Origin of the sequence: Streptomyces laurentii, from assembly GCF_040635425.1 — a bacterium.
GTDB classification, from domain to species: Bacteria; Actinomycetota; Actinomycetes; order Streptomycetales; family Streptomycetaceae; genus Streptomyces; species Streptomyces laurentii.
This window is the reverse complement of sequence record NZ_JBEYHT010000035.1, coordinates 1-20254: the sequence shown is the minus strand read 5'-3', so window position 1 is coordinate 20254 and position 20254 is coordinate 1. Positions and strand designations below refer to the sequence as shown.

Genomic DNA, 20254 nt, shown 5'->3' with positions numbered 1-20254 from the left:
CCCTTCCCCCGCCGGAGCAAGTGCGGTCAGAAGCGGGCGGAAAGGTGTCGCGTCACATAACGGTCCGGGCCCCGATCGGACGCATCTGGTCCACTACAGTGCTGGACGGACGGGAGACAGGCGTTCGGGCAGCTCGCAGGGGGAGGGCACGTCGTGACCACCACAGCCGCGGCCGTGTGGGGCCGGACCGAACAACAGGACTTCCGCGCCCGGGTACGGGGCTGTCTCCTCGGTGGCGCCGTCGGCGACGCGCTCGGCGCGGGCGCGGCGAGCCGCACCCTGGCCGACCTGCGCGAGGCGTACGGCCCCGAGGGCCTGGCCGCCCTCGTCCCCGCGTACGGCCGCCGGGGCGCCGTCACGGCCGCCACCCAGATGACGCTCTTCACCGTCGACGGCCTGATCCGCGCCCAGGTCCGCCGCGACACAGGCGCCTGGCACCCGCCCACCGACGTCCACCGGGCGCACCTGCGCTGGGCCGCCACCCAGCGCGACTGGGGCCCCGACGAACGGCGCCCGGACCTCGGCTGGCTGGCCCGCGAGGAGTGGCTGTACGCCCGCCGCGACCCGGCCCAGGCCTGTCTGACCGGCCTCGGCGACGACATCCTCGGCACCCTCGGCAAGCCCAAGAACCCGGAGGCCGCCGACAGCGGCGCGCTGGTCCGCTCGGCGCCCTTCGGCCTGCTCGTCGGCTGGGAGCCGCAGCTGGTGTGCCAGCTCGCGGTGGAGTGCGCGGCGCAGACCCACGGCGCGCCCGCCGCTTACCTCGCCGCCGGCGCCTTCGCCGTCGTCGTGCACGGCCTGGCCCGCGGTGACAGCGTGGAGGGCGCCGTGGAGACGGCGTCGGAGCGGATCGCCTCGCACGCCGGCCACGAGCCGGTGACGGAGGCGCTGCGGGCCGCGCTGACGGCCGTACGGGAGGGGAAGCCGGACGCGGAGCGGGTGACGGCGCTCGGGGCCGGCGAGGACCGGGCGGAGGGGCAGCTGGCGGCGGCCGTGTACGGCGCGCTGGTCGGCGAGGACGTCCGGCACGGGCTGCGGCTCGCGGTCAACCACGACGGCCCGTCGGCGGCGACCGGCGCGCTCACCGGGGCGCTGCTCGGCGCCCTGCACGGGGAGACGGCCCTGCCGCCCGCCTGGCTGGCCGAACTGGAGGGGCGGGGCACCGTCCTGGAACTCGCCGACGACTTCGCGATGGAGATGACCCAGGGGCCGGCTCTGCACGGTCCGTCGGATCCGTCGCCGGGCTGGCTGACCCGCTATCCGAGGGACTGAGGGGCGGGGGCTTTCCGCGGCGGTCGGTTCCGGTTCCGGGTCCGGTTCCTGTGTCGCGTCCGGCTCCGGTTCCCGTTCCGGGAAAGGGCCGAGCCCCCTCGGCCAGGACGGCGGACCGGTCGAGAGGGCTCTGATGCGCTCCGTCACACGACGCGCGGGGCGCGCCGGGGGATTTCAGGGGATCCGATGGATCCGGCGGATCCGGGGGATTACAGACCCCGGGCGCTCACGTCTCCCACGAACGCGTTCCACGAGTCCGGTCCGAAGGAGATCGAAGGGCCCTCGGGCGCCTTCGAGTCCCGCACCGCGATCGCGGTCACGAGCGGGGACTTGACCTCGACGCAGGCGCCGTTGCCGCCGGAATACGAGGACTTCGTCCAGGTGTCGGTCGCGCCCTGAATGATGGCCATGATGTTCAACTCCGGTTCTGTGCATGGGAGGGGGTCTGCGAACTGGAACGTGCCAACGACTTTCCCTTGGCAAGATCGACGCTACCCGCCCGGCCCCGCCTAGCGGGACCGTCGTTCACTCGACCGGATGGCATGTACCAACTGTGCCTTCACCGGGGCGAGTCGGGGGTGTACCGTACGGGCCCTCTCCCCGACCCGCCGCCGATTTGACGGCATTCCGGACAGGGTCGTTCCTAAACGTCCGATTCCCCGTCGGCGTACCGCTTCGCCATATTCATGATGAACACCCGGGTGTCCTCCGCATTCATCGCCTGTGCCCTCAAGTGCTCGTACATCACGCTGTACTTGCCGACATCCTGCGCCTTCTCCAGATAGAGGTCGCTTGTCACGCCCTCGATGTAGACGACACTGGAGTCGGAGGCGTCGGGGAATTCGAGAATCGCGTAATGCCCACTGATGCCCGGATGCGCGCCCATGTGGAACGGCAGCACCTGGACCGTCACATGCGGCAGACCCGACTGCTCGGCCAGATGCTCCAGTTGCTCGGCCATCAGCCGCCGGCTGCCGACCTGGCGGTGCAGCGCGGCCTCGTCGATGACCACCCAGAGCCGCAGCGGGCGTTCGCCGTTGCGGATGCGTTCCTGGCGGCGGGTACGGACCTGGACCCGTTTCTCGATGTCGTTCGGCGTCGACTCGGGCAGCGCGCCCGCGATCACGGCCTCCGCGTACGCGTGGGTCTGCAGCAGACCCGGGATGATCTGCGGCTCGTACACCCGCAGACTCTCCGCGTCCGTCTCCAGGCCGATGTAGACGCTGTACGGGATGTCGCCGAAGGCATGCCACCAGCCCTGCTGGCGCGAGTCCTTGGCCATTTGCATGAGCGAGTCGACGAGCCGCTCGTCCTCGACCTCGTACACGCCGCAGAGGTCCCGGACATCGCGCTGGCTGATCGAACGGCGGCCGTTCTCGAGGCGGCTGATCTTCGACTGGGAGACGAGCAGTCGCTCGGCGACCTGCTCGGCCGTCATGTTCTTCGCCTCCCGGAGCCGGCGCAGCTCCTGGCCCAAACGGCGTCGCCTGACGGTGGGGTTGACACTGGACGCCACGGAAACTGCACCTCCGGCTGTCGGCCTGCGTAGCTGTGAGTATCTACTGCTTGGCAGACTGCCACCAAAAGTGCCGTGTGCGCTGGGAAACGGCCAGAGATGCGGGCGCGGGACGGTCGTGAGGACGACCGTCCCGCACACGTATGCGGCTCCCGGTGATGATCAGGGTGGTGCGTCACGTCGTGCTGGTCGAGCGGGTGGTGCGACTGCCGCGGGTGCCGCGTCGGTCGTACGGGTGGCGCGCCGGTCCCGCGGGTGACGCCCTGACGGTGCGCCGGTCCCGCGGGTGACGCGGGTGGCGCGCCGGTGGTGCCGTGGTGCGGGTGACGCGCGCGGGTGCGTACGGCCGAGGCGGCCGGACGCGCGTACGCACGGTCACGGTCGCGGTCACATGGCGGCGCGCGCCATGCTCCCGCGGTGCGGCTGGGACGGCACGCCGCCACCCGCCGTCGTGCTCCGACGGGGCTGGGCGCCCGCGCCGTTCTGCACGTCGAGGACGGCATGCGCCACGAGGCCGCCCATCGGGTCGTGCCGGATCAGGTCGCGCAGCCGCGACCGCGACGACCTTCCCTCGTTGCCGGGGTACAGGTGCTTGCCGAGACCGACCGCGTGGGCCAGCGCGGCGAGCGCCGCGGTCCGCGGGTCCGGCGGGACGCCGGTGCGGATCGCACTGTCCAGCCGGGACCTGATCTCCCGGCTGATCGCCGTGTCCGTCGCCTGATAGCGAGTCGTCGGCAGCACCCCGCACATCTGGCCCTCCACGGCACAGACCATGCCGCAGCGCTCCAGATGCGAGAGATACGTCTGGCGCAGCCCCAGTCGGGGCCCGCCGATCCAATGGACGGCCCGTACCGGAGTGCCGCGACGGCGCAGCAGTTCCAGTGCGGAGTCCAGAGTCGGATCTCCGGTCGGCCGTGGCATCACCACGGCGATACGATCCCCGTCAGGGGCTATCCGTCCTGCCAGAGCCAGCTCCACTAGCTGTGCTCCGGCCAGGCCGAGGTCGAGCGACTGCGGCTGCGCTGTGGTACCCGTGGCCGGGTCCAGAGCGAGCAGCAGAAGCTCCTCCGGAAGTGTTCTGCGGCTCCTGCCCATCCATGCCTCCCCGCGTGGATGAATGACAGGGTGACCCCTCTCACATTCATCTGTCGAGAGTGCCCGGGCGGTTCGTACGGGAACCTCTAGGTATGTCGTTCTCGTCTAGCACGGGGGCCAAGGGGTCCACACAGGACACTGGTACATGGTTCGGACGTCCGGACGACTCCGGGCGCTTTTTGTTGGGTCGTTTACGGCATGCGGCATGGAGGAGGCACGGTGGCGGGCGAGTCCCCCGACAAGGCGGAGCAGAGCGAGAGCCGCGACCCGCGGCTGTCGGTCGTCGAGACCGTCGAGATCGTCGAGGACACGGCGGACACCGCGGGCGCCGCGGACACGGAGGACCACGCGGGCCGCACGGCCCGCGCGGAGCACGTGGATCGCGTGGACCAGAAGACGGCGGTTTTCCGGGCGTTGTCCCCGCGCACGGCGCCGGACGACGAGCCGGCGGAGCCCAAGGCGCCGAAGGAGCCGGTGGATCCCCGGAAGGCCGGTGCCGAGTCCGCCGCGTCGGGCCAGGAGTCCCAGGAGCCCCAGGGCGTGGCGAAGGCGGCCGAGGCCGACTCCGAGGCCGGTAAGCGCGCTGACGGCCCGTCGGAGCCCGTGACGGCCGAGACGGCCTCCAGGGCCGCCTCCTGGGCCGCCCGGGAGCCCGAGGGGGCCCCTGAGGCCGCCGCCGGGGCCGGGGCCGCCGGGAAGCCGGAGCCGAAGCCGGTGTTCGCGCCGGAGGCCGGGACGGCGTCCGCGGCGGCGGAGAAGCCCGCCGCGAGCGAGTCCTGGTTCGCCACGCGCAAGCCCGCCCCGGCCAAGACCGAGGCCGAGGCCACGGCGGCTGCCGAGGACGGCGCGAAGCCGGAGCCGGAGTCCGCGTCGACGCCGGAAGCGAAGCCGGAAGCGGAAGCGAAGCCGGAATCGACGCCGGAAGCGAAGCCGGAGCCCGCGGCCGGGAAGAAGCCCGAGCCGGAGCCGGAGCCGAGGACCGCGCCGAAGCCCGCCGTCGAGGACGAGCCGGTCGACCAGCCGACCACGGTTTTCAAGGCCGTCAAGCCGCCGGTCGTCGACCAGCCGACGACCGCCCTGAAGATCCCCCCGTCCACCTTCCGTCCGCTCCAGGGCGACATCACCCAGGAGCAGCCGAAGCCGCCGAAGCAGGCGAAGGCGTCCAAGGAGCCGAAGGCGCAGAAGCCCGCGGCGAAGCCGGCCGGCCCGGAGGAGCCGAAGCCCGCTGCCGCCCCCGGCTTCACCGCCCCCGTCCCCGTGGCGGTCCCGGTGTCGCTCACCGAGGCCGAGCGGACCAAGCAGCAGCCGCTGCCGCCCCGCCCGCCGCTGGAGATCCTCGCCGAGCTGACCAACACCCCGCCGCCGCCGGAGACGGCGATGCGCACGACGGTGCGCCGGGTGAAGATCTGGACCCCGCTGATCCTCCTCCTGCTGGTCGCCATTGCGGTCGCACAGATCGTGCGCCCGCTCCCGGCCCCGCGGCTCGTGCTCTCCGCCGCCCCCGCCTACACCTTCGAGGGCGGCGCGCTGAAGATGCCGTGGCCGAACGAGGGCCAGGGCGCGGTCGAGGTCGAGGGCGTCGGCTCGATGGGCACGTACGGACCGCAGAAGCCGGCCCCGACCGCGTCCGTCGCCAAGACGATGACCGCGTACGTGATCCTGCGCGACCACCCGATCAAGGGCTCGCAGAAGGGTCCGCAGATCGAGGTCGACAAGATCGCCGCGGAGCAGGCGAAGGCGCCGGACGAGTCGACGGCCCCGATCAAGGAGGGCCAGAGCTACTCCGAGAAGGAGATGCTCCAGCTCCTCATGATCCCGTCCGGCAACAACGTGGCGCGGCTGCTGGCCCGCTGGGACGCCGGTTCGGAGGCCGCCTTCGTCGACAAGATGAACGCCGCCGCCAAGGACCTCGGGATGACCGGCTCGACGTACACGGACCCGTCCGGCCTCAAGTCGTCGACCGTCTCGACCCCGCTCGACCAGCTGAAGCTGGCGAAGGCGGTCATGCAGTACGACGTGTTCCGCGAGGTCGTCGACATGCCGAACGTGACCATCGACGGCATCCCGAACCGGATCGAGAACAACAACACCATCCTGCTGAAGCCCGGTGTCGCGGGCATCAAGACCGGCTCGTCGACGCCGGCCGGCGGCAACCTGCTGTGGGCGGGCTACACCGTCGTCGACGGCGAGAAGCGGCGGATCCTCGGCATCGTGATGGGCGCCCAGGACGCGCAGCTGCTGGCGCAGAAGCTGGACCTGGCCATCGCGAACAGCTACACGCTGATCAAGAAGGCGCAGGACGTGGTCACCTCCGCCACCGTGGTGAAGAAGGGGCAGGTGCTCGGCTACGTGGACGACGGCCTCGGCGGCCGTACCCCGGTCGTGGCGACCAAGGACATCAAGGCCGTCGGCTGGCCGGGCCTGGAGGTCGCGCTGAAGCTCGGCGACGGGGGCAAGGCCCTGCCGCACACCGGCAAGGCCGGTGACGTCGTCGGCGAGGTGTCGATCGGCACCGGCACCGGGCGCGTGAGCGCGCCGGTCGCGCTGGAGACGGACCTGGCGGAGCCCGGCTTCGACAAGAAGCTGACCCGACTGGGCTGATCCGGCGGGCGCCCGGGGGGACCCCCGGGCGCCCTGCTGTTAGCGTGCACGGGGGGCGCGGAAGGGCGGGGAAGGCCCGCGAGGCAGCCACAGAGCACGAGCAGGCAGCACGGGAAAGGGCCGCAGTTGACCACCGCCGAGCCGACACGCGCCGCCGAGGCCACCCCCATGGACACTCCTCCCCCGTCTTCCTCCGCTGATTCGCCTTCGCGAATAAATCTTCCGGCCCCGCGGCCGTCGGCCGAGGCCCCCGCCGCGGGCGCCCGCCGCGACTGGCGGCACACCCGCCGTTTCACGGTCCTGGTGGCGGCCGCCGCGGCCGCCCTCGTCCACCTCCTGTGGGTCCTCTTCCTCGCCAACAGCGGCGGGGACCTGGCGGCGCAGGACGCCTGGGCGGAGTTCGTCGGCCGGCATCCGGACTCGGCGTACAACCTGGCCTGGTACGGCGGGATGCACCCCGTCTCGTACAGCGTCGTGTCCCCGTACCTCATGTCCGTGCTCGGCGTGCGGACGACGATGATCGTCGCCGGGACGCTGTCCGCCGGACTGACCGCGCTGATCCTGGTGCGGGTCCGGGCGGTGCGCAATCCGCTGGCGTGCGCGCTCGCCGGGGTGTTCGCCTTCCTGTGCAACGCGCTGTCGGGGCGGGTCACCTTCGGCCTCGGCATGATGTTCGCGCTCGGCGCGGTCGCGGCCGTGTTCTGCTGGCCGCACCGCTGGCGCCGGCGCCGCTGGGCGAAGGCCGCCGTCGCCGCGCCGCTCGCCGGGCTCGCGACCGCGTGCAGCCCGGTCGCCGGCCTGTTCCTGGGCGTGGTCGCGGCGGCGCTCTTCCTCAACAAGCGGCGCCCCGGCGCGTACGCCCTCGGGCTCGCGCCGGTCGCGGTGGTCGCGCTGTCGGCGTGGCTGTTCCCGTTCTCCGGCACCCAGCCGATGAGCCTGGCGTCGACCTCCCTGCCGTTCCTCTTCGGCGTGCTGGTGCTCGTCCTGGTCCCGAAGGACTGGCGCACGGTGCGCGTGGCGGCCGCCGTGTACGCGGCGGGCACCCTGCTGACCTGGCTGATCGACTCGCAGATCGGCTCCAACGTCTCGCGCATGGTGATGCTGTTCGCGGGCGTGGTGCTGCTGGCCGCCCTGCCGTACGCCCGGCCGCGCACCCTGCGCTGGTACGCGCTCGTGCTGGCCTTCGTCGGCCTCAACGGGTGGATCGGCTTCAAGGCCGTCGACGACGTCATCCGCACCGCCCCGGACGCCTCCTGGGCGCGCGAGCTGGCCCCGCTGGTCAACCAGCTCCAGGTGCGCGGCGCCGAGAAGGCCCGGGTGGAGGTAGTACCGGCCTCCAGCCACCGCGAGTCCTCGGCCCTCCTCCCGTACATCAACCTGGCCCGCGGCTGGAACCGGCAGGCCGACATCGAACGGAACCCGCTCTTCTACGACGACACCCTCAACGCCGCGAACTACCACGAGTGGCTCGACCGCTGGGCCGTCCACTACGTCGTCCTGCCGACCGGTGCCCCGGACTCCGGCGCGCTGCGGGAGACCGAGCTGGTCGACGGCGGACTGCCGTACCTGAAGCAGGTGTGGTCGGACGCCAACTGGCGGCTGTACGAGGTCGCCGACCCCGCCCCGCTCGCCGACCCGCCCGCCCGCGTCCAGCGCGCCGGCGAGAACGAGGTCGTGCTCAGCGTCGACACCCCGGGCCGCGTCCGCATCCGCGTCCCCTACTCGCCGTGGCTCGCGCTCCTCGACGAGAACGGCAACCGGATCGAGGCCCCGGAGGAGACGGAGGCCTCGAAGCGGGCCCGCGAGACGGCTGAGGGCGAGGAGCCCCCGAAGCAGTACGCCAACCCGCACGGCTGCCTCCTGCGGGCCACCCCCGACGCGGCGGGCGACGAGTGGACCACCCTCCTCGCCCCGAAGCCGGGCACCTACCGCCTGGGCTCGCCGTACGACTTCCCGTCGCGGGGGACGCCGTGCCCGGAGGAACTGCGCTGAGGGCTGCTCTCAGGGGTGACGGGGGAGACTGAGGAGGAGGCGGGCGCCGGTGGGGCGCTCGCCTCCTTCGTCGTCGGGGCCGGTGGTGCTGGTGGTGGTTTCGGTGGTGTCGGTGTCCGTGACGAGGAGGGTGCCGCCGTGGCGGGTGGCGATGTCGCGGGCGATGGGCAGACCGAGACCCGCGCCGCCGTCGGCGCGGGCGCGGGCCTCGTCGAGCCGGGTGAAGCGCTCGAAGACCCGCTCGCGGTCGGCAGGCGGGATGCCGGGGCCGTCGTCGGTGACCTCGACGACGACCGTGCCCGGATCGGTCGCGGAGAGGGTGACGGGCAGGGTGACGGTGAGCGTGACCCGGTGGCGAGCGTGGCGGCAGGCGTTGCCGAGTAGGTTGCGCAGCAGCCGTTCCAGCTGCCCGGCATGACCGCGGACCAGGGCTCCGGGCGGCGCCGCGCAGGTCAGGCCGAGGCCGTGGGCGACGGGCAGGTGCCGGTGCTCGCGGACGAGATCCTCGGCGAGGGCGGACAGGTCGACCGTCTCCGTACCGGCCTCGTGGGTGCCGTCGAGCTGCGCGAGGAGGAGCAGGTCGTCGGCCAGGGCCTGGAGCCGTACGACATCGGCCGCCGCCCCGCGTACGACGGCGGGCCAGTCGACGCCCCGCGGATGCCGGAGCGCCGATTCGAGCTGCGCGCGGACGGCGGCCAGCGGGCTGCGCAGCTCGTGGGCGGCGTCCGCGACGAACCGCCGCTGCCGGACGGCGGACTGTTCGAGCCGGTCGAGCGTGTCGTTGGTGGTGAGGGCGAGGCGCGCGATGGCGTCGTCGGTGGGCGGCACGGGAACACGCTGGTCGAGGGAGTGGCTGGTGATGTGCGCGAGGCGGCGGCGGATGGCCTCGACCGGCCGGAGCGCGTGGTCGGCGGTGAGACGGGTGAGCAGACCCGTGAGCAGACCGACGGCCGGGGCACCGGTGGACAGCGCCACCCAGTAGACGATCTCGATGTCGCCCCACTGGTACTGCACTTTCCGCAGCAGGAACACGGCGAGGGCCAGCAGCGCCGCGCTCGTCGCCGCGGCCGTGAGCACGAGCCGGCCGCGGAACGGGATCCGGGCCGCGCCCTTGCCGAGCGCCGTCCACGCGGCGGTGGCGGTGAGCAGCGCCGTGGTGGGCGCGGCGAACTTCAGCGCCCACGAGAGCGCGGCGTGGGCGGTCTCGTGAGGAGTGAAGGAGTTGTAGCGCGCGACCCAGCTCAGCTGCGGGAAGTACAGCGCCGCCGCCACCCCGCCGGCCACGGCCGTCGTGCGCAGCCGTACCGCCGTCGGATGCCCTCGCGTGGCCGGCCAGCAGGCGGCGGCCACGCACACGGCCGCGAGGACGAGTCCCGGAAACCGCAGCCACTCGATCTGCGGGCCGACGCGGTCGGTGCTGAAAAGCCGGGGACCGAGCGGCGGGAGCGGCCCGGCGAGCCGGTCGGCGTACCGGAGCCACCCGGCCGCGACGACGACCACGAGCCCGGCGACGAGGCCGGTGACCCAGGCGGGGCGCGGCGGCAGCCGGCGGGCCGGTGGCCGCTTGCTCCCGGCGGCGGGCCGTCCGGGCACGGCCGCTAGCCCCGACGGGAGGACGCGCGGATGCGGTAGCCCTCTCCGCGTACGGTCTCGATGGATTCGGCGCCGAAGGGGACGTCGATTTTGCGGCGGACCGCGCTGATGTAGACCTGCACGATGTTCGGGTCGCCGGCGAAATCCGCCGACCAGACTTCTTCGAGAAGGTCGAGTTTGGTCGCCACGTCTCCGCCGCGCCTCAACAGGCTTTCCAGAACGCCGAATTCCTTCGGCGTGAGTGCGATGGCCGTCTCGTTCCGCCCGCAGGCCCGGCGGGCCGGGTCCAGCCAGAGGTCGCCCGACTCCAGGACCGCCGGGGTCCGCGAGCCGCCTCGGCGCAGCAGGGCACGCAGCCGGGCTTCCAGGACGACGTACGAGAACGGCTTGACCAGGTAGTCGTCGGCTCCCGTGTCCAGTCCCTCGGCCTCGTCGTGCACCCCGGACTTCGCCGTCAGCATCAGCACGGGCACAACGTTGCCCTCGGCACGGAGCCGGTCGCAGATCCGGTAGCCGTTGAGGCCGGGGAGCATGATGTCCAAGATGACGGCGCTGTAGGGGAATTCACGCGCCAGGTGGAGTCCGGTGATGCCGTCGTGGGCCACGTCCACCGCGTAGCCGGACGCGGAAAGGCCGCGCTGGAGCGAAGCGGCCAGGCGTTCCTCGTCCTCGATCACCAGAATGCGCACGACGGCAGTATGGCCCGGCCGGGTGTGCGAAAGCTGAGGAAATCCTCAGCTTCCCTCAGCCCCTCTTCAGCGGGTGCGCCGCACGCTTCCACGCATGCTGTCGATCACCACCGTCACCACCGTGACTGCCGTCACGGCCGTTCATCCCGTCGGCCTCGGGGGCCGGAAGCGGAAGACTCGGATCTCGCCGGCCGCCGCCGTGGGGATGGCGGTGTTCCTCGTCCACGCGGTCTACGCCCTTCGGGAGCACGCCCGCTTCGGCACCACCGGCTACGACCTGGGCATCTTCGACCAGGCCGTCCGCTCGTACGCGGAGGGCCGCTGGCCCGCGTCCGAGATCCGCACAGCCACGGCGGGCCCCGGCTTCACGGGTGACGCGTACCCCCTGCTTGGCGACCACTTCCACCCGATCCTCGCCCTTCTCGCCCCTCTTTACGTTGTCGTGCCGCACGTGGAGACCCTGCTCGTGGCCCAGGCGGCACTCGTCGGCTTCTCGGCGTACGTGCTCACGGATGCCGCCGCCCGGCACCTGCCGCGCGGGCGACGGTGGGCGGCGGGGCCGCTCGGGCTCGCGTACGGCTTCTCCTGGGGGCTCCAGCAGCTGACGGCCTTCGACTTCCACGAAGTCGCTTTCGCCATACCGCTGTTGGCGCTGGCAGGACGTGCCTACCTCGACGGCCGGTGGGTGGCTTGCGCCTGGTGGGCCGGTGCGCTCTTGCTGGTCAAGGAGGACCTGGGTGCCACGGCGGCGGTCCTCGCCGTGCTGCTCTGGCGCCACCACCGGAGGGCGGGACTTCTGCTCGGAGCGGCGGCGGTGCTGGGGACGGCCCTGACGGTCCTGGTCCTGCTTCCCGGCATGGCCCCGGACGGCCGCTACGGCTACTTCGACCAGTCGCAGGCGTACGGCATCTCCGACGGCTGGTCGACCAAACTCCTCATGCTGGGGGGACTGTTGGCGATCAGTGGTGGGGTTGCTCTCCGGAGCCCCTTCGCCCCGCTGTTGCTGCCGACTCTGGGCTGGCGCCTGACCTCGCCGAACCCGGCTTACTGGGGAATGGAGTTGCACTACTCCGCTGTGCTGATGCCCATCGCCTTCGTCGCGTTGATGGATGCCCTGCGCCGGGACGGTCGTCGGGTCTGGGTTGTTGCCCCGTTGGCGGTCGCGGCTCTGCTGCTTCCTATCCAGCCGCTGGCCGCCCTGGCGACCCCGTCTTTCTGGCGCGACACCCCACAGCAGACGGCGGCCCGTGCGGCACTTGCTCTGATCCCACCGGGCGCCCACGTCACGGCGAGCAACAGCCTGGCGCCGCACCTCACGGACCGGGCCACTGTGTACCTCACTACGGCGACCGGCTCGTCGTCCGGGGCTGGAGCGGTCGACTGGCTCATCGCCGTTCGGAAGGATCCGTTTCCGGTGGGGGGTGTTGAGGATTCCATTCGCCGGGCTGAGCGATGGGGGTGGCGCGTGGTCTATGAGCGAGATGGTGTGGTGGTTCTGCGGTCCGGTGGTGGGGACGGAGGGGCGTGAGGGCTACGAGGGTGGGTGCTGTGCGGCCTCGGCGGCCTTCCTTGCGCAGGCGAGGTTGTTGCGGCTGATCAGCGTCTTGGGGTGGGTGGGGCCGAGGGTCTGTTCGCGTTGGGCGAGGGTGGCCTCATAGAGGGCGACGGCACCGTCCAGGTCCCCGGCGTCCTGGTACGCGGCGGCGAGGTTGTTGCGGCTGACGAGTGTGTCAGGGTGAGTGGGGCCGAGGGTCTGTTCGCGTAGGGCGAGGTTGGTCTCGTGGAGGGTGATGGCGCGGTCCAGGTTTCCGGTGGCCTGGTAGGCGCTGGCGAGGTTGTTGCGGCTGACGAGTGTGTTGGGGTGGGCGGGGCTGAGGGTCTGTTCGCACTGGGCAAGGTTGGCCTCGTAGAGAGGGATGGCGCGGTCCAGGTCCCCGGCGGATTCGTAGGCGTTGGCGAGGTTGTTGCGACTCATCAACGCCCTGGGGTGGGTGGGGCCGAGGGTCTGCTCGAACTGGGGGAGGTTGGCTTCGTGGAGGGCGATGGCGCGGTCCGGCTCCCCGGCGTCCTGGTAGGCGTTGGCGAGGTTGTTGCGGCTGACGAGTGTGTTGGGGTGGGTGGGGCCGAGGGTCTGCTCGAACTGGGGGAGGTTGGCTTCGTGGAGGGCGATGGCGCGCTCCGGCTCCCCGGCGTCCTGGTAGGCGTTGGCGAGGATGTTGCGGCTGACGAGTGTGTTGGGGTGGGTCAGGACCAGAGCTTGCTCGCAGTAGGTGAGGACGGCCTCGCAGAGAGGGATGGAGCGGGCCATGTGGCCTTGTTCTTCCAGGCGCTCGACGGCGGTGATGTACGCCCTGACGAGCGGAGAGTCGACATCGCTGGCGGAGAAGGTGGTCGCGAGGGCGATCAAGTGGGGGATGAGGGCGTCCCATTGATCGCCCGTGGGGTTGTCCTGGTCGGGGCGCGGGGGCAGGGCGTCGAGTAGCGCCCGTTCGGCCTGTGCGCGGCCCAGAAGGTGAAGGGGTGGTTCGGCGGTGTCGAGGGGCCGCGGGGTGCGGAGGACCGTCTGGACCAGGCGGTGGACGCTGACGGTCTTGCCGGTGTCGGTGGCCATGCTGTAGGCCGCCAGGGTGCCGATGGCCTCCGCCACGTCGTCCGGGTCGGTGCCGGGCGGGGTGAGCAGGGCGTACGGGATGGCGTCGGGGGCGAGCCAGGCGGCGGTGTGCAGAAGGTCCACGGCCAGGGGGTTCTCCTGCTCCAGGGTGTGGAGCGTGACGTTCCAGACGCGGGCGATGGTGCGTTCGGCGCCGATGCCGTGCGCGGTCTTGGCCAGCTTGGTGTCGAGGCGGCGGCGGTAGGCGGCCATGCTGACGCCGCGGTTCTGGCCGAGGTAGGCGCCGGCCTGCTTGATCGCCAGGGGAAGGTGGCCCAGGTCCTCGGCGAGGGCGTGGGCGTCGGCCTGATCGCTCGGTGAGGGCGTGCCGCCCTTGAGAGCGAGGCGGCACAGCAGCTCGGCCGCGTCGTCGGGGGACAGGGTGCCCAGGATCAGGGTGGGGGAGTCGTCCGGCCAGCCGGTGCTGCGGCGGCTGGTGGCCAGATGATGGCCCCGGTGGAGCGCGCCCGTGTAGGGCGTGAGGTCGTCGGGGTCCTCGACGTTGTCGTAGACCAGCAGCCAGTCCGGGTGCCACGTCAGCCACTGCTTCGCCCACTCCACCTGTTCCGTACGGCCGACCGTGCCGACCCAGCTCGGGACCAGGAGGCGGGTGAGGCCGATGAGGGAGGTCTCGATCTCCTCCGCCGAGGCGGCGTTGATCCACCAGATGAGCGCGTAGTCGTCGCGGTGGCGTGGGCGTAGTGCAGGGCCAGGGTGGTCTTGCCGATGCCGCCCAGGCCGCTCACCGCACCGCTCTGGGTGATCGCGCCCTCGCGCCGGCCGGTCAGCATGCGGCGCAGCTCGGTCAGTTCCTCCTCGCGGCCCAGGCAGAGCCCCGCCCGCGGGAGGTTCGAGGTGCCCCGGGCCGCGGTGACGTCCTTCGGCGTGTGCAGTGCCTCGGGCGGAAGGACGTCCCCCGTGTGGACGGAGTGGATCCGTTCTGCCGCCACCGAACGGTCCCCGCTCGCGTCGAAGCGCTGCCGGGGGACCGTACCGTCCTCGGTCACCGCCGCGGCGGCAGCGTGTGGCCGTCGCCGGTGATCACGGTGCCGCTGATGTGCTGGGCCGCGACGGAGCGGTCGCCGGAGGCGGTGACGTGCACTGTGGTCGTCGTCGGGGCGGGCAGCAGGGCGGCCAGGTCCCGGCGCAGCTCGGGGTCGTCCTCCAGGGCGCGCCGCAGCAGCCTGCCCAGGGTGACGCGGCTGAACTCCTCGTCGTTCTCGTCGGCGGCCTCGTCGACCACCCGCTCCAGTTCCGCCTGGCCCGCCTCGTCCCGGCGTCGCCACACCGCCTGGAGGATCCGCTGGCCCAGGCCCACCGTGGCGTCGGCCGCCGCGCTCTCCGCGCGGGTCAGGACCGCCGCCCCGTACGCGCCGACCGCGGCCGTCATGGCCGGTCCGGCCTGCGCGACCCACTGGGTGATCTCCGCGCTCGCCATCTGCAACCCCCCGCTGCGTGACTGCCGGTTCCATGCGCCCTCGGGCGGGCGCCTGGTGCCACAGGATAGATCCCCGCATCCCTCCGCGTAGGCGACATCGCCGTGTCACCCGCAACGGCGGCCCAGCCGGTCTCCAGTGGGGCTGCAGTCGCGCGCGGCAGGGTGATGGTGACGGCGCGGCCAGGGGGGTCGGGTCGTGAAGGGAGTTGCCATGTCTCAGTCGGTCGGGACCCTCCACCAGCAGGTGACGGGGGACCTCTACGCGGAGGTGCAGACGTTCTACGCCCGTCAGATGCGCCGGGTGGACGCCCTGGACATCGAGGGGTTCGCCGAGACGTTCACCGAGGACGGGTCGGTGACGCACGCGGGCGGGCAGCGGCAGAGCGGGCGGGCGGAGATGCTGGCCGGGATGCGGGCCAACCTGCCGCGGTACAAGGACATCGCCGTACGGCACTGGTTCGGGCATCTGCTCATCGAGACCGACCCGGCGGACGAGGACACCGTGCGCGTCTCGTACTACACGCTGGTCACCCAGACCGACCGCGAGGGCAAGGTGTCCTTCCAGCCGACCTTCACCGTCGACGACGTGCTGGTCCGCCGTGACGGCCGGCTGCTGACCCAGTCCCGGGTCATCCACCGCGACAGCCCGGCGGCCGCTTCCTGAAGCCGCGGGCCTGGAATGGTGTCCGTCATGGGAAGAGGGGCCCGCACCAGGGCCCCTCTTCCCATGAGTGACATCGCCGCCGTCGGCGCGTGCCCGCTCAGTCGATCCCCCGCCAGATGTGCGACTCGCTCTCGTCGTCGTCGAAGTCCCCGGCCGGTACCAGGGCCGCCCGTAGCGGCAGTTGGTCGAGCGCGGCGGTCAGGCGCTCGATCGTCTCCCGGTCCTGCGGCGATGTCTCCGTCGTCATGGTCCGCATGGTCCGCTCCTTTCGGTTTCCTCTCGATCGGTACGCGGATGCTCAGGCGTGGCAGGTGGGCAGGCCGCCGTGGTACGCGACCATCTCGGCGAACGACGCGCCCACGTCGATCCGGGCGCCCGGCGCGAGGCCGTCGAGCTCCGCGTACGCGCGGTGCAGGTTGCCGACCAGGCGCTCGGCGTCGAGGAGGCCGGCGAAGCCGCCGAGGTCCGCCTCGCGGGCGGCCTGGAGGGCGGTGCGCCCGCGCCGTTTCCCGTCCTCGGCCAGCCGCTGGAGCATCCGGAGGTACGCCTCGGTCTCGTCGAGCAACTCGGGCCCGCCGAACGGCCCGTGGCCCGGGACGACGACGGCGGGACCGAGGGCCCGCAGCCGTTCCAGGGCGCGCAGGGAGCCCGTCACGGAGCCCATCAGGACGTACGGGGTCACGCCCGACCACACCAGGTCGCCGGTGAACAGGACACCGCGGGCCGGTACCCACGCCACCACGTCGTTCGCGGTGTGCGCGGGCCCCACGTGCAGCAGTTCCGTGCGCAACGACGGGTCGTGGATGGTCAGTTCGTCGCGGAAGGTGAGCGTGGGGAGGGTCAGCGGGGTCTCGCCCCACTCGACGTCCGGCCACAGCCCGCGCAGGCCGAGGCCCGCCTCCGCGGTGTCGGAACGGGTGCCCTCGTGGGCGACGATCACGGAGTCGGGCGCGAACTGCCCGTTGCCGAAGGTGTGATCGCCGTGGAAGTGGGTGTTGACGACGTACTCGGGGCCGCCGGGTACGACCCGTCGGACCTCCTCCTTCAGTCGTCGTGTACGGGACTCGGTGGCCGCCGTGTCGACGAGGACGGCGACGTCCGCGCCCACGATCAGGCCCGCGTTGTTCAGGCACCAGCCGCCCTCCGGCTGGACGAAGGCGTACACCCCGTCGGCGACCGGGCGGAGCGAGCCCGGCGCGGCGACCTGCCGCGCCGGGGACGTGGCCGGGGACATGGCAGGGGACGTGGCCGTACTCATGCCGCCTCCGCCGTCGGCTCGGCGGGCAGCCGGCCGAAGCGGCCCCGGTGGAAGAGGAGCGGGTCGGAGGCGGTGGTGTTCTGGCCCAGGGCGACCACGCGGCCGATCAGCAGGGTGTGGTCGCCGGCGCGGTACTCCGCGTCCACGAGACACTCGAAGTAGGCCTCGGCGGTGGGCAGTACGGCGTTGCCGGTGACGCCCTCCTCGGCGGCCAGCCGCAGCATCGCGGCGTGGCCCTCCGGCCGGTCGGGGCGGCAGAACTCCTGTGCCAGGTCCCGCTGCGGCTCGGTGAGGACGTTCACCACGAAGCTGCCGGCCCGCGAGATCCGGGGCAGCATCCGGCCGTCCGCCTTGACGGACACCAGGAGGAGCAGCGGATCGAGCGAGACCGAGGTCAGGCTGTTGAGGGTCATCACGATGGTGTCCTCGCCGCTGCCCTGGGTGAGCAGGGTGACTCCCGTCGGGAAGCGGCCCATCGCGGTGCGGAAGGTGGTCACGTCGGGTTCGGCCAGCAGCGCACCGGTCACAGCGGTCATGGTCAGGACTCCCTTTCTGCTCTTGCCTGGTGATCCGTCCGTCTCCGGGACATCAGTAGTTGCCGAGCCCGCCGCAGACGTTCAGCGCCTGCGCGGTGATCGAGGCGGCCGTGTCCGAGACGAGGTAGCCGACCAGTCCCGCGACCTCCTCCGGGGTGGAGTAACGGCCCAGCGGGATCTTGGCGTTGAACTTCTCCTGGATCGCCTGCTCGGTCACGCCGTAGTGGCCGGCGTAGCCCTGCCGTACGCGCTGGGCCATCGGCGTTTCGACGTATCCCGGGCAGACGGCGTTCACGGTGATGCCGCTCGCCGCCAGCTCCTTGCCGACCGCCTTGGTGAAGCCGACGACCCCGTGCTTCGACGCCGAGTAGGGGGCGGCGAGTTCGACGCCCTGCTTGCCGCCGGTGGAGGCGATGCTGATGATCCGGCCCCAGTCGCCGTCCCGCATCCGGCCGGTGCTCAGGACTTCGCGGGTCACGCGGAAGGTGCCGTTGAGGTTGGTCTCGATGACGTCGTCCCAGAGGGCGTCCGGGAGTTCGGCCGTCACACCGCCACCGCCCCGGCCCGCGTTGTTGACGAGGATGTCGATCCGGCCGTACTGGGCCACCGCCGCCTCGACGGCCTCCTTGATCTGCTCCGGGCTGGTCACGTCGCAGACCGTGCCGGACACTTCGAGGCCCTGCTCGCGCAGTTCCTTCACCACGGTGCGTACGTTCTCCGCGTCGCGTGCCACTCCGAACACCGCGATGCCCTGCCGGGCGAGCAGTTCGGTCACGGCCAGACCGATCCCGCTGGTCGCGCCCGTGACGAAGGCAACTCGTCGTCCCGCGTCCGTCATCGTGCTCTCCCCATCACTCGTGCCGGCGGCCGTGCGTGGGCCGGCCGCCGCGTCGAATTCCCCTGCGAGTCCCGCCCGATGCCCCGGCCGAGTGGGTCGACGGTGGGCCGGTCACCTTGCGGGTGCCTGGGCCGGCGGTGGAGCCCCGCCGGAGCGGGCGGCGTCGAGCCGTACTCGACAGGAGTCCTAGCGCGACCGGTCAGCGTGGGCGTATTCGACGCGGCGACCGGGCGGACGGACACCCGGCTGAACGAGGAGGCCCCGTGCCCGAACAGACGCAGGCGCAGACGAAGACACAGACCCTGCCCGACGTACGCAAGACGGTGACCGTGGCGGCGACCCCGGACGACTGCTTCAAGGTCTTCACGGAGCGGCCGGCGCGGTGGTGGCCGCCGACCCACATCCTGGTGCGCAAGGAGCGGGCCGGCCTGGCCTTCGAGGAGGGCGTCGGCGGCCGCTACTACGAGTGGGACGTGGAGGGCACCGAGGCCGTCTGGGGCCGCGTGCTCGAATGGGTGCCCGGCCGGCGGCTCTCCATGACCTGGCGCATCGACCCCGACTGGCAGTCGATCCCCACCGACGAGGGCGCCAGCCAGATCGAGGTCGACTTCGAGGCCGTCGACGCGGAGCACACCAAGGTGTCGCTCGCCCACGTGAAGCTGGACCGGCACGGACCGGGCGCCGAGCGGATCTTCAAGGCGCTCGACGGGCCGAGCCCGGGCGAGACCCTGGAGCGCTTCGCCCGCGCGATTGCCGAAGTGGCGGCCGAGGCCGTGGCCGAGGCCGAGGCGGCGTCCGTGACCGAGGGGGCCGGGGCATGAGCGTGAACGGCAGCGTCGTCGAGGCCCAAGCCCCGGTGACCGCATCAGTGGCCCCCTCGGTCGCCGGCGACACCGGGCTGTTCCCGGCGGCCGAGAAGCTGCGCGCGCTCGCCGCGCGGCACGCGGCCGACGTCGACACCACCCGCGTCCTGTCCCGCGAGGTCACCGACGCGATCCGCGAGGCCGGCTTCGCCCGGCACTTCGTCGCCGCCCGCTTCGGCGGCACCGAGGGCACCTTCGACGAGCTCACCCGGGCCGTCGTCGCCGTCGGCGAGGGCTGCGCCGCCTCCGCGTGGTGCGCCTCCCTCGCCGCGTACTCCGCCCGCTTCGCCTCCCACCTGCCCGAAGAGGGCCACCAGGCCCTCTGGGGCGCGGGTGCCGGGCCCGACACGGTGGTGGCGACCGGCCTCATGCCCGCCGGGCGGGCCAAGGCCGCGGACGGCGGCTGGCGGGTCACCGGCCAGTGGGCGTACGTCAGCGGCGTCGACTTCGCCGACTGGGTGATGGTCTGCGCGGCGGTGGCCGGCCAGGACGGGCCCCCGGCGCTGCGCTTCTTCACCCTGCCCCGGGGCGCGTACACCGTGCGCGAGACCTGGGACAGCGTCGGCATGCGGGCCACCGGCAGCCACACCGTCGTCGTGGACGACGTGTTCGTGCCGCGGCACCTGTCCTTCGACCGCGCCGACATGCTCACCGGACGCAACGGCGCCTCCACCGTGCCCGCCCACAACGTGCCCTTCCAGGCCGTCGGCGGTCTCACCTTCATCGCCCCGGTCGTCGGCGCCGCCGCCGGCGCGCTGGCCGCCTGCGCCGGGTCGATCACCGGCCGCCGCCGCAACCAGACCGCCGAGCTGACCGTCGTCCGCGCCTCCGGCCGGATCGACGCCGCCCGCCACCTGGTGACCGAGAACGCCGCCGTCCTGGACGGCCGGCTGTTCACGCCCGAGCACATGGCGCGCAACGAGCGCAACGCGACCTTCGCCGCCGAGATGCTCCGGGAGGCCGCCTCCCTGCTGGTCGGGGCGGCCGGCACCGGCGGCCTCGGCGAGAAGCACGAACTCCAGCGTTTCTGGCGGGACATCACGTCCGCCACCAGTCATGTCGCGCTCCAGTACGACACGGCCGCCCGCAAGAACTACGCGGCGGTGCTCCTCGGACCGGAGGAGTAAGGCGTAAGAGAGAAGCGCGCATACGAGCCGCGGGGGCGCCCGGGACCAGAGGGGCCCACCTGACGATAGAGTCACAGGAACCCTCTTGTTTTCCGGCCGTCGCCGTCGCCGTACAGAAAGGT

General features: G+C 72.3%; 18 protein-coding genes. 7 read left to right on the top strand and 11 right to left on the bottom strand.

Going from position 1 to position 20254, the window contains the following annotated elements:
- Positions 1–153: 153 nt before the first annotated feature.
- Positions 154–1272: an ADP-ribosylglycohydrolase family protein gene (locus ABZ693_RS21570; RefSeq protein WP_359879584.1), complete on the top strand. Its 1119-nt coding sequence runs from the start codon at positions 154–156 to the stop codon at positions 1270–1272.
- Positions 1273–1481: 209 nt separating this feature from the next.
- On the opposite strand, the gene ABZ693_RS21565 is transcribed toward ABZ693_RS21570, so the two are convergent.
- The 3 genes from ABZ693_RS21565 to ABZ693_RS21555 form a co-directional block, all read right to left on the bottom strand.
- Positions 1482–1682 carry a DUF397 domain-containing protein gene (locus ABZ693_RS21565; protein WP_359879581.1) on the bottom strand — a complete coding sequence of 67 codons (201 nt, stop codon included), beginning with the start codon at positions 1680–1682 and terminating at the stop codon, positions 1482–1484.
- Positions 1683–1915: 233 nt separating this feature from the next.
- Positions 1916–2788, bottom strand: coding sequence for a helix-turn-helix domain-containing protein (locus ABZ693_RS21560; protein ID WP_359879580.1), 873 nt, complete (start codon positions 2786–2788; stop codon positions 1916–1918).
- A 387-nt stretch (positions 2789–3175) separates the two neighbouring features.
- Complete coding sequence (locus tag ABZ693_RS21555) at positions 3176–3883, bottom strand: GOLPH3/VPS74 family protein (RefSeq protein ID WP_359879576.1); 708 nt, start codon at positions 3881–3883, stop codon at positions 3176–3178.
- A 219-nt stretch (positions 3884–4102) separates the two neighbouring features.
- Here ABZ693_RS21555 and ABZ693_RS21550 point away from each other — a divergent pair, with 219 nt between their 5' ends.
- Positions 4103–6484 (top strand): D-alanyl-D-alanine carboxypeptidase family protein, encoded by a 2382-nt coding sequence (locus ABZ693_RS21550; protein WP_359879574.1) that lies wholly within the window; start codon positions 4103–4105, stop codon positions 6482–6484.
- A 126-nt stretch (positions 6485–6610) separates the two neighbouring features.
- Positions 6611–8476 (top strand): DUF8823 domain-containing protein, encoded by a 1866-nt coding sequence (locus ABZ693_RS21545; protein WP_359879571.1) that lies wholly within the window; start codon positions 6611–6613, stop codon positions 8474–8476.
- Between the two features lie 9 nt (positions 8477–8485).
- Here ABZ693_RS21545 and ABZ693_RS21540 read toward each other — a convergent pair whose 3' ends face one another.
- Positions 8486–10069: a sensor histidine kinase gene (locus tag ABZ693_RS21540; RefSeq protein ID WP_359879568.1), complete on the bottom strand. Its 1584-nt coding sequence runs from the start codon at positions 10067–10069 to the stop codon at positions 8486–8488.
- A gap of 5 nt (positions 10070–10074) precedes the next feature.
- Positions 10075–10758 carry a response regulator transcription factor gene (locus tag ABZ693_RS21535; protein ID WP_359879566.1) on the bottom strand — a complete coding sequence of 228 codons (684 nt, stop codon included), beginning with the start codon at positions 10756–10758 and terminating at the stop codon, positions 10075–10077.
- A 94-nt stretch (positions 10759–10852) separates the two neighbouring features.
- On the opposite strand from ABZ693_RS21535, the gene ABZ693_RS21530 reads away from it, so the two are divergent.
- Positions 10853–12286 carry a DUF2079 domain-containing protein gene (locus ABZ693_RS21530; protein ID WP_359879563.1) on the top strand — a complete coding sequence of 478 codons (1434 nt, stop codon included), beginning with the start codon at positions 10853–10855 and terminating at the stop codon, positions 12284–12286.
- A gap of 3 nt (positions 12287–12289) precedes the next feature.
- On the opposite strand, the gene fxsT is transcribed toward ABZ693_RS21530, so the two are convergent.
- A complete protein-coding gene (fxsT, locus tag ABZ693_RS21525; RefSeq protein ID WP_359879706.1) occupies positions 12290–14239 on the bottom strand; it encodes an FxSxx-COOH system tetratricopeptide repeat protein in 1950 nt (649 codons plus the stop codon).
- 172 nt (positions 14240–14411) lie between these two features.
- The gene (locus ABZ693_RS21520) at positions 14412–14846 is read right to left on the bottom strand and encodes a hypothetical protein (protein WP_359879560.1); all 435 of its coding nucleotides are present in this window, start codon (positions 14844–14846) and stop codon (positions 14412–14414) included.
- Between the two features lie 211 nt (positions 14847–15057).
- Here ABZ693_RS21520 and ABZ693_RS21515 point away from each other — a divergent pair, with 211 nt between their 5' ends.
- Entirely contained in the window at positions 15058–15510 is a 453-nt protein-coding gene (locus ABZ693_RS21515) for a nuclear transport factor 2 family protein (protein WP_359879557.1), read from the top strand.
- 97 nt (positions 15511–15607) lie between these two features.
- Here the strand turns inward: ABZ693_RS21515 and ABZ693_RS21510 are convergent, their stop codons facing one another.
- Genes ABZ693_RS21510 through ABZ693_RS21495 form a run of 4 tightly spaced genes read right to left on the bottom strand, consistent with a single transcriptional unit; the run spans position 15608 to position 18142 of the window.
- Positions 15608–15757 carry a hypothetical protein gene (locus tag ABZ693_RS21510; RefSeq protein ID WP_359879555.1) on the bottom strand — a complete coding sequence of 50 codons (150 nt, stop codon included), beginning with the start codon at positions 15755–15757 and terminating at the stop codon, positions 15608–15610.
- 51 nt (positions 15758–15808) lie between these two features.
- Positions 15809–16768 carry an MBL fold metallo-hydrolase gene (locus ABZ693_RS21505; protein ID WP_359879554.1) on the bottom strand — a complete coding sequence of 320 codons (960 nt, stop codon included), beginning with the start codon at positions 16766–16768 and terminating at the stop codon, positions 15809–15811.
- Positions 16765–17304: a flavin reductase family protein gene (locus ABZ693_RS21500; RefSeq protein ID WP_359879552.1), complete on the bottom strand. Its 540-nt coding sequence runs from the start codon at positions 17302–17304 to the stop codon at positions 16765–16767. The genes ABZ693_RS21505 and ABZ693_RS21500 overlap by 4 nt, the downstream gene beginning before the upstream one ends.
- A gap of 52 nt (positions 17305–17356) precedes the next feature.
- Complete coding sequence (locus ABZ693_RS21495) at positions 17357–18142, bottom strand: SDR family NAD(P)-dependent oxidoreductase (RefSeq protein ID WP_359879550.1); 786 nt, start codon at positions 18140–18142, stop codon at positions 17357–17359.
- A gap of 263 nt (positions 18143–18405) precedes the next feature.
- On the opposite strand from ABZ693_RS21495, the gene ABZ693_RS21490 reads away from it, so the two are divergent.
- A complete protein-coding gene (locus tag ABZ693_RS21490) occupies positions 18406–18963 on the top strand; it encodes an SRPBCC domain-containing protein (protein ID WP_359879549.1) in 558 nt (185 codons plus the stop codon).
- Positions 18960–20132: an acyl-CoA dehydrogenase family protein gene (locus ABZ693_RS21485; RefSeq protein ID WP_359879547.1), complete on the top strand. Its 1173-nt coding sequence runs from the start codon at positions 18960–18962 to the stop codon at positions 20130–20132. The genes ABZ693_RS21490 and ABZ693_RS21485 overlap by 4 nt, the downstream gene beginning before the upstream one ends.
- The last annotated feature ends 122 nt before the right edge of the window (positions 20133–20254 follow it).

Coding starts and splice junctions, on each gene's coding strand:
- ABZ693_RS21565 (WP_359879581.1), bottom strand. CDS start 1,682: ATGGCCATCATTCAGGGCGCGACCGACACCTGGACGAAGTCCTCGTAT.
- ABZ693_RS21555 (WP_359879576.1), bottom strand. CDS start 3,883: ATGGGCAGGAGCCGCAGAACACTTCCGGAGGAGCTTCTGCTGCTCGCT.
- ABZ693_RS21530 (WP_359879563.1), top strand. CDS start 10,853: ATGCTGTCGATCACCACCGTCACCACCGTGACTGCCGTCACGGCCGTT.
- ABZ693_RS21520 (WP_359879560.1), bottom strand. CDS start 14,846: ATGGCGAGCGCGGAGATCACCCAGTGGGTCGCGCAGGCCGGACCGGCC.
- ABZ693_RS21515 (WP_359879557.1), top strand. CDS start 15,058: ATGTCTCAGTCGGTCGGGACCCTCCACCAGCAGGTGACGGGGGACCTC.
- ABZ693_RS21510 (WP_359879555.1), bottom strand. CDS start 15,757: ATGACGACGGAGACATCGCCGCAGGACCGGGAGACGATCGAGCGCCTG.
- ABZ693_RS21505 (WP_359879554.1), bottom strand. CDS start 16,768: ATGAGTACGGCCACGTCCCCTGCCATGTCCCCGGCCACGTCCCCGGCG.
- ABZ693_RS21500 (WP_359879552.1), bottom strand. CDS start 17,304: ATGACCGCTGTGACCGGTGCGCTGCTGGCCGAACCCGACGTGACCACC.
- ABZ693_RS21495 (WP_359879550.1), bottom strand. CDS start 18,142: ATGACGGACGCGGGACGACGAGTTGCCTTCGTCACGGGCGCGACCAGC.
- ABZ693_RS21485 (WP_359879547.1), top strand. CDS start 18,960: ATGAGCGTGAACGGCAGCGTCGTCGAGGCCCAAGCCCCGGTGACCGCA.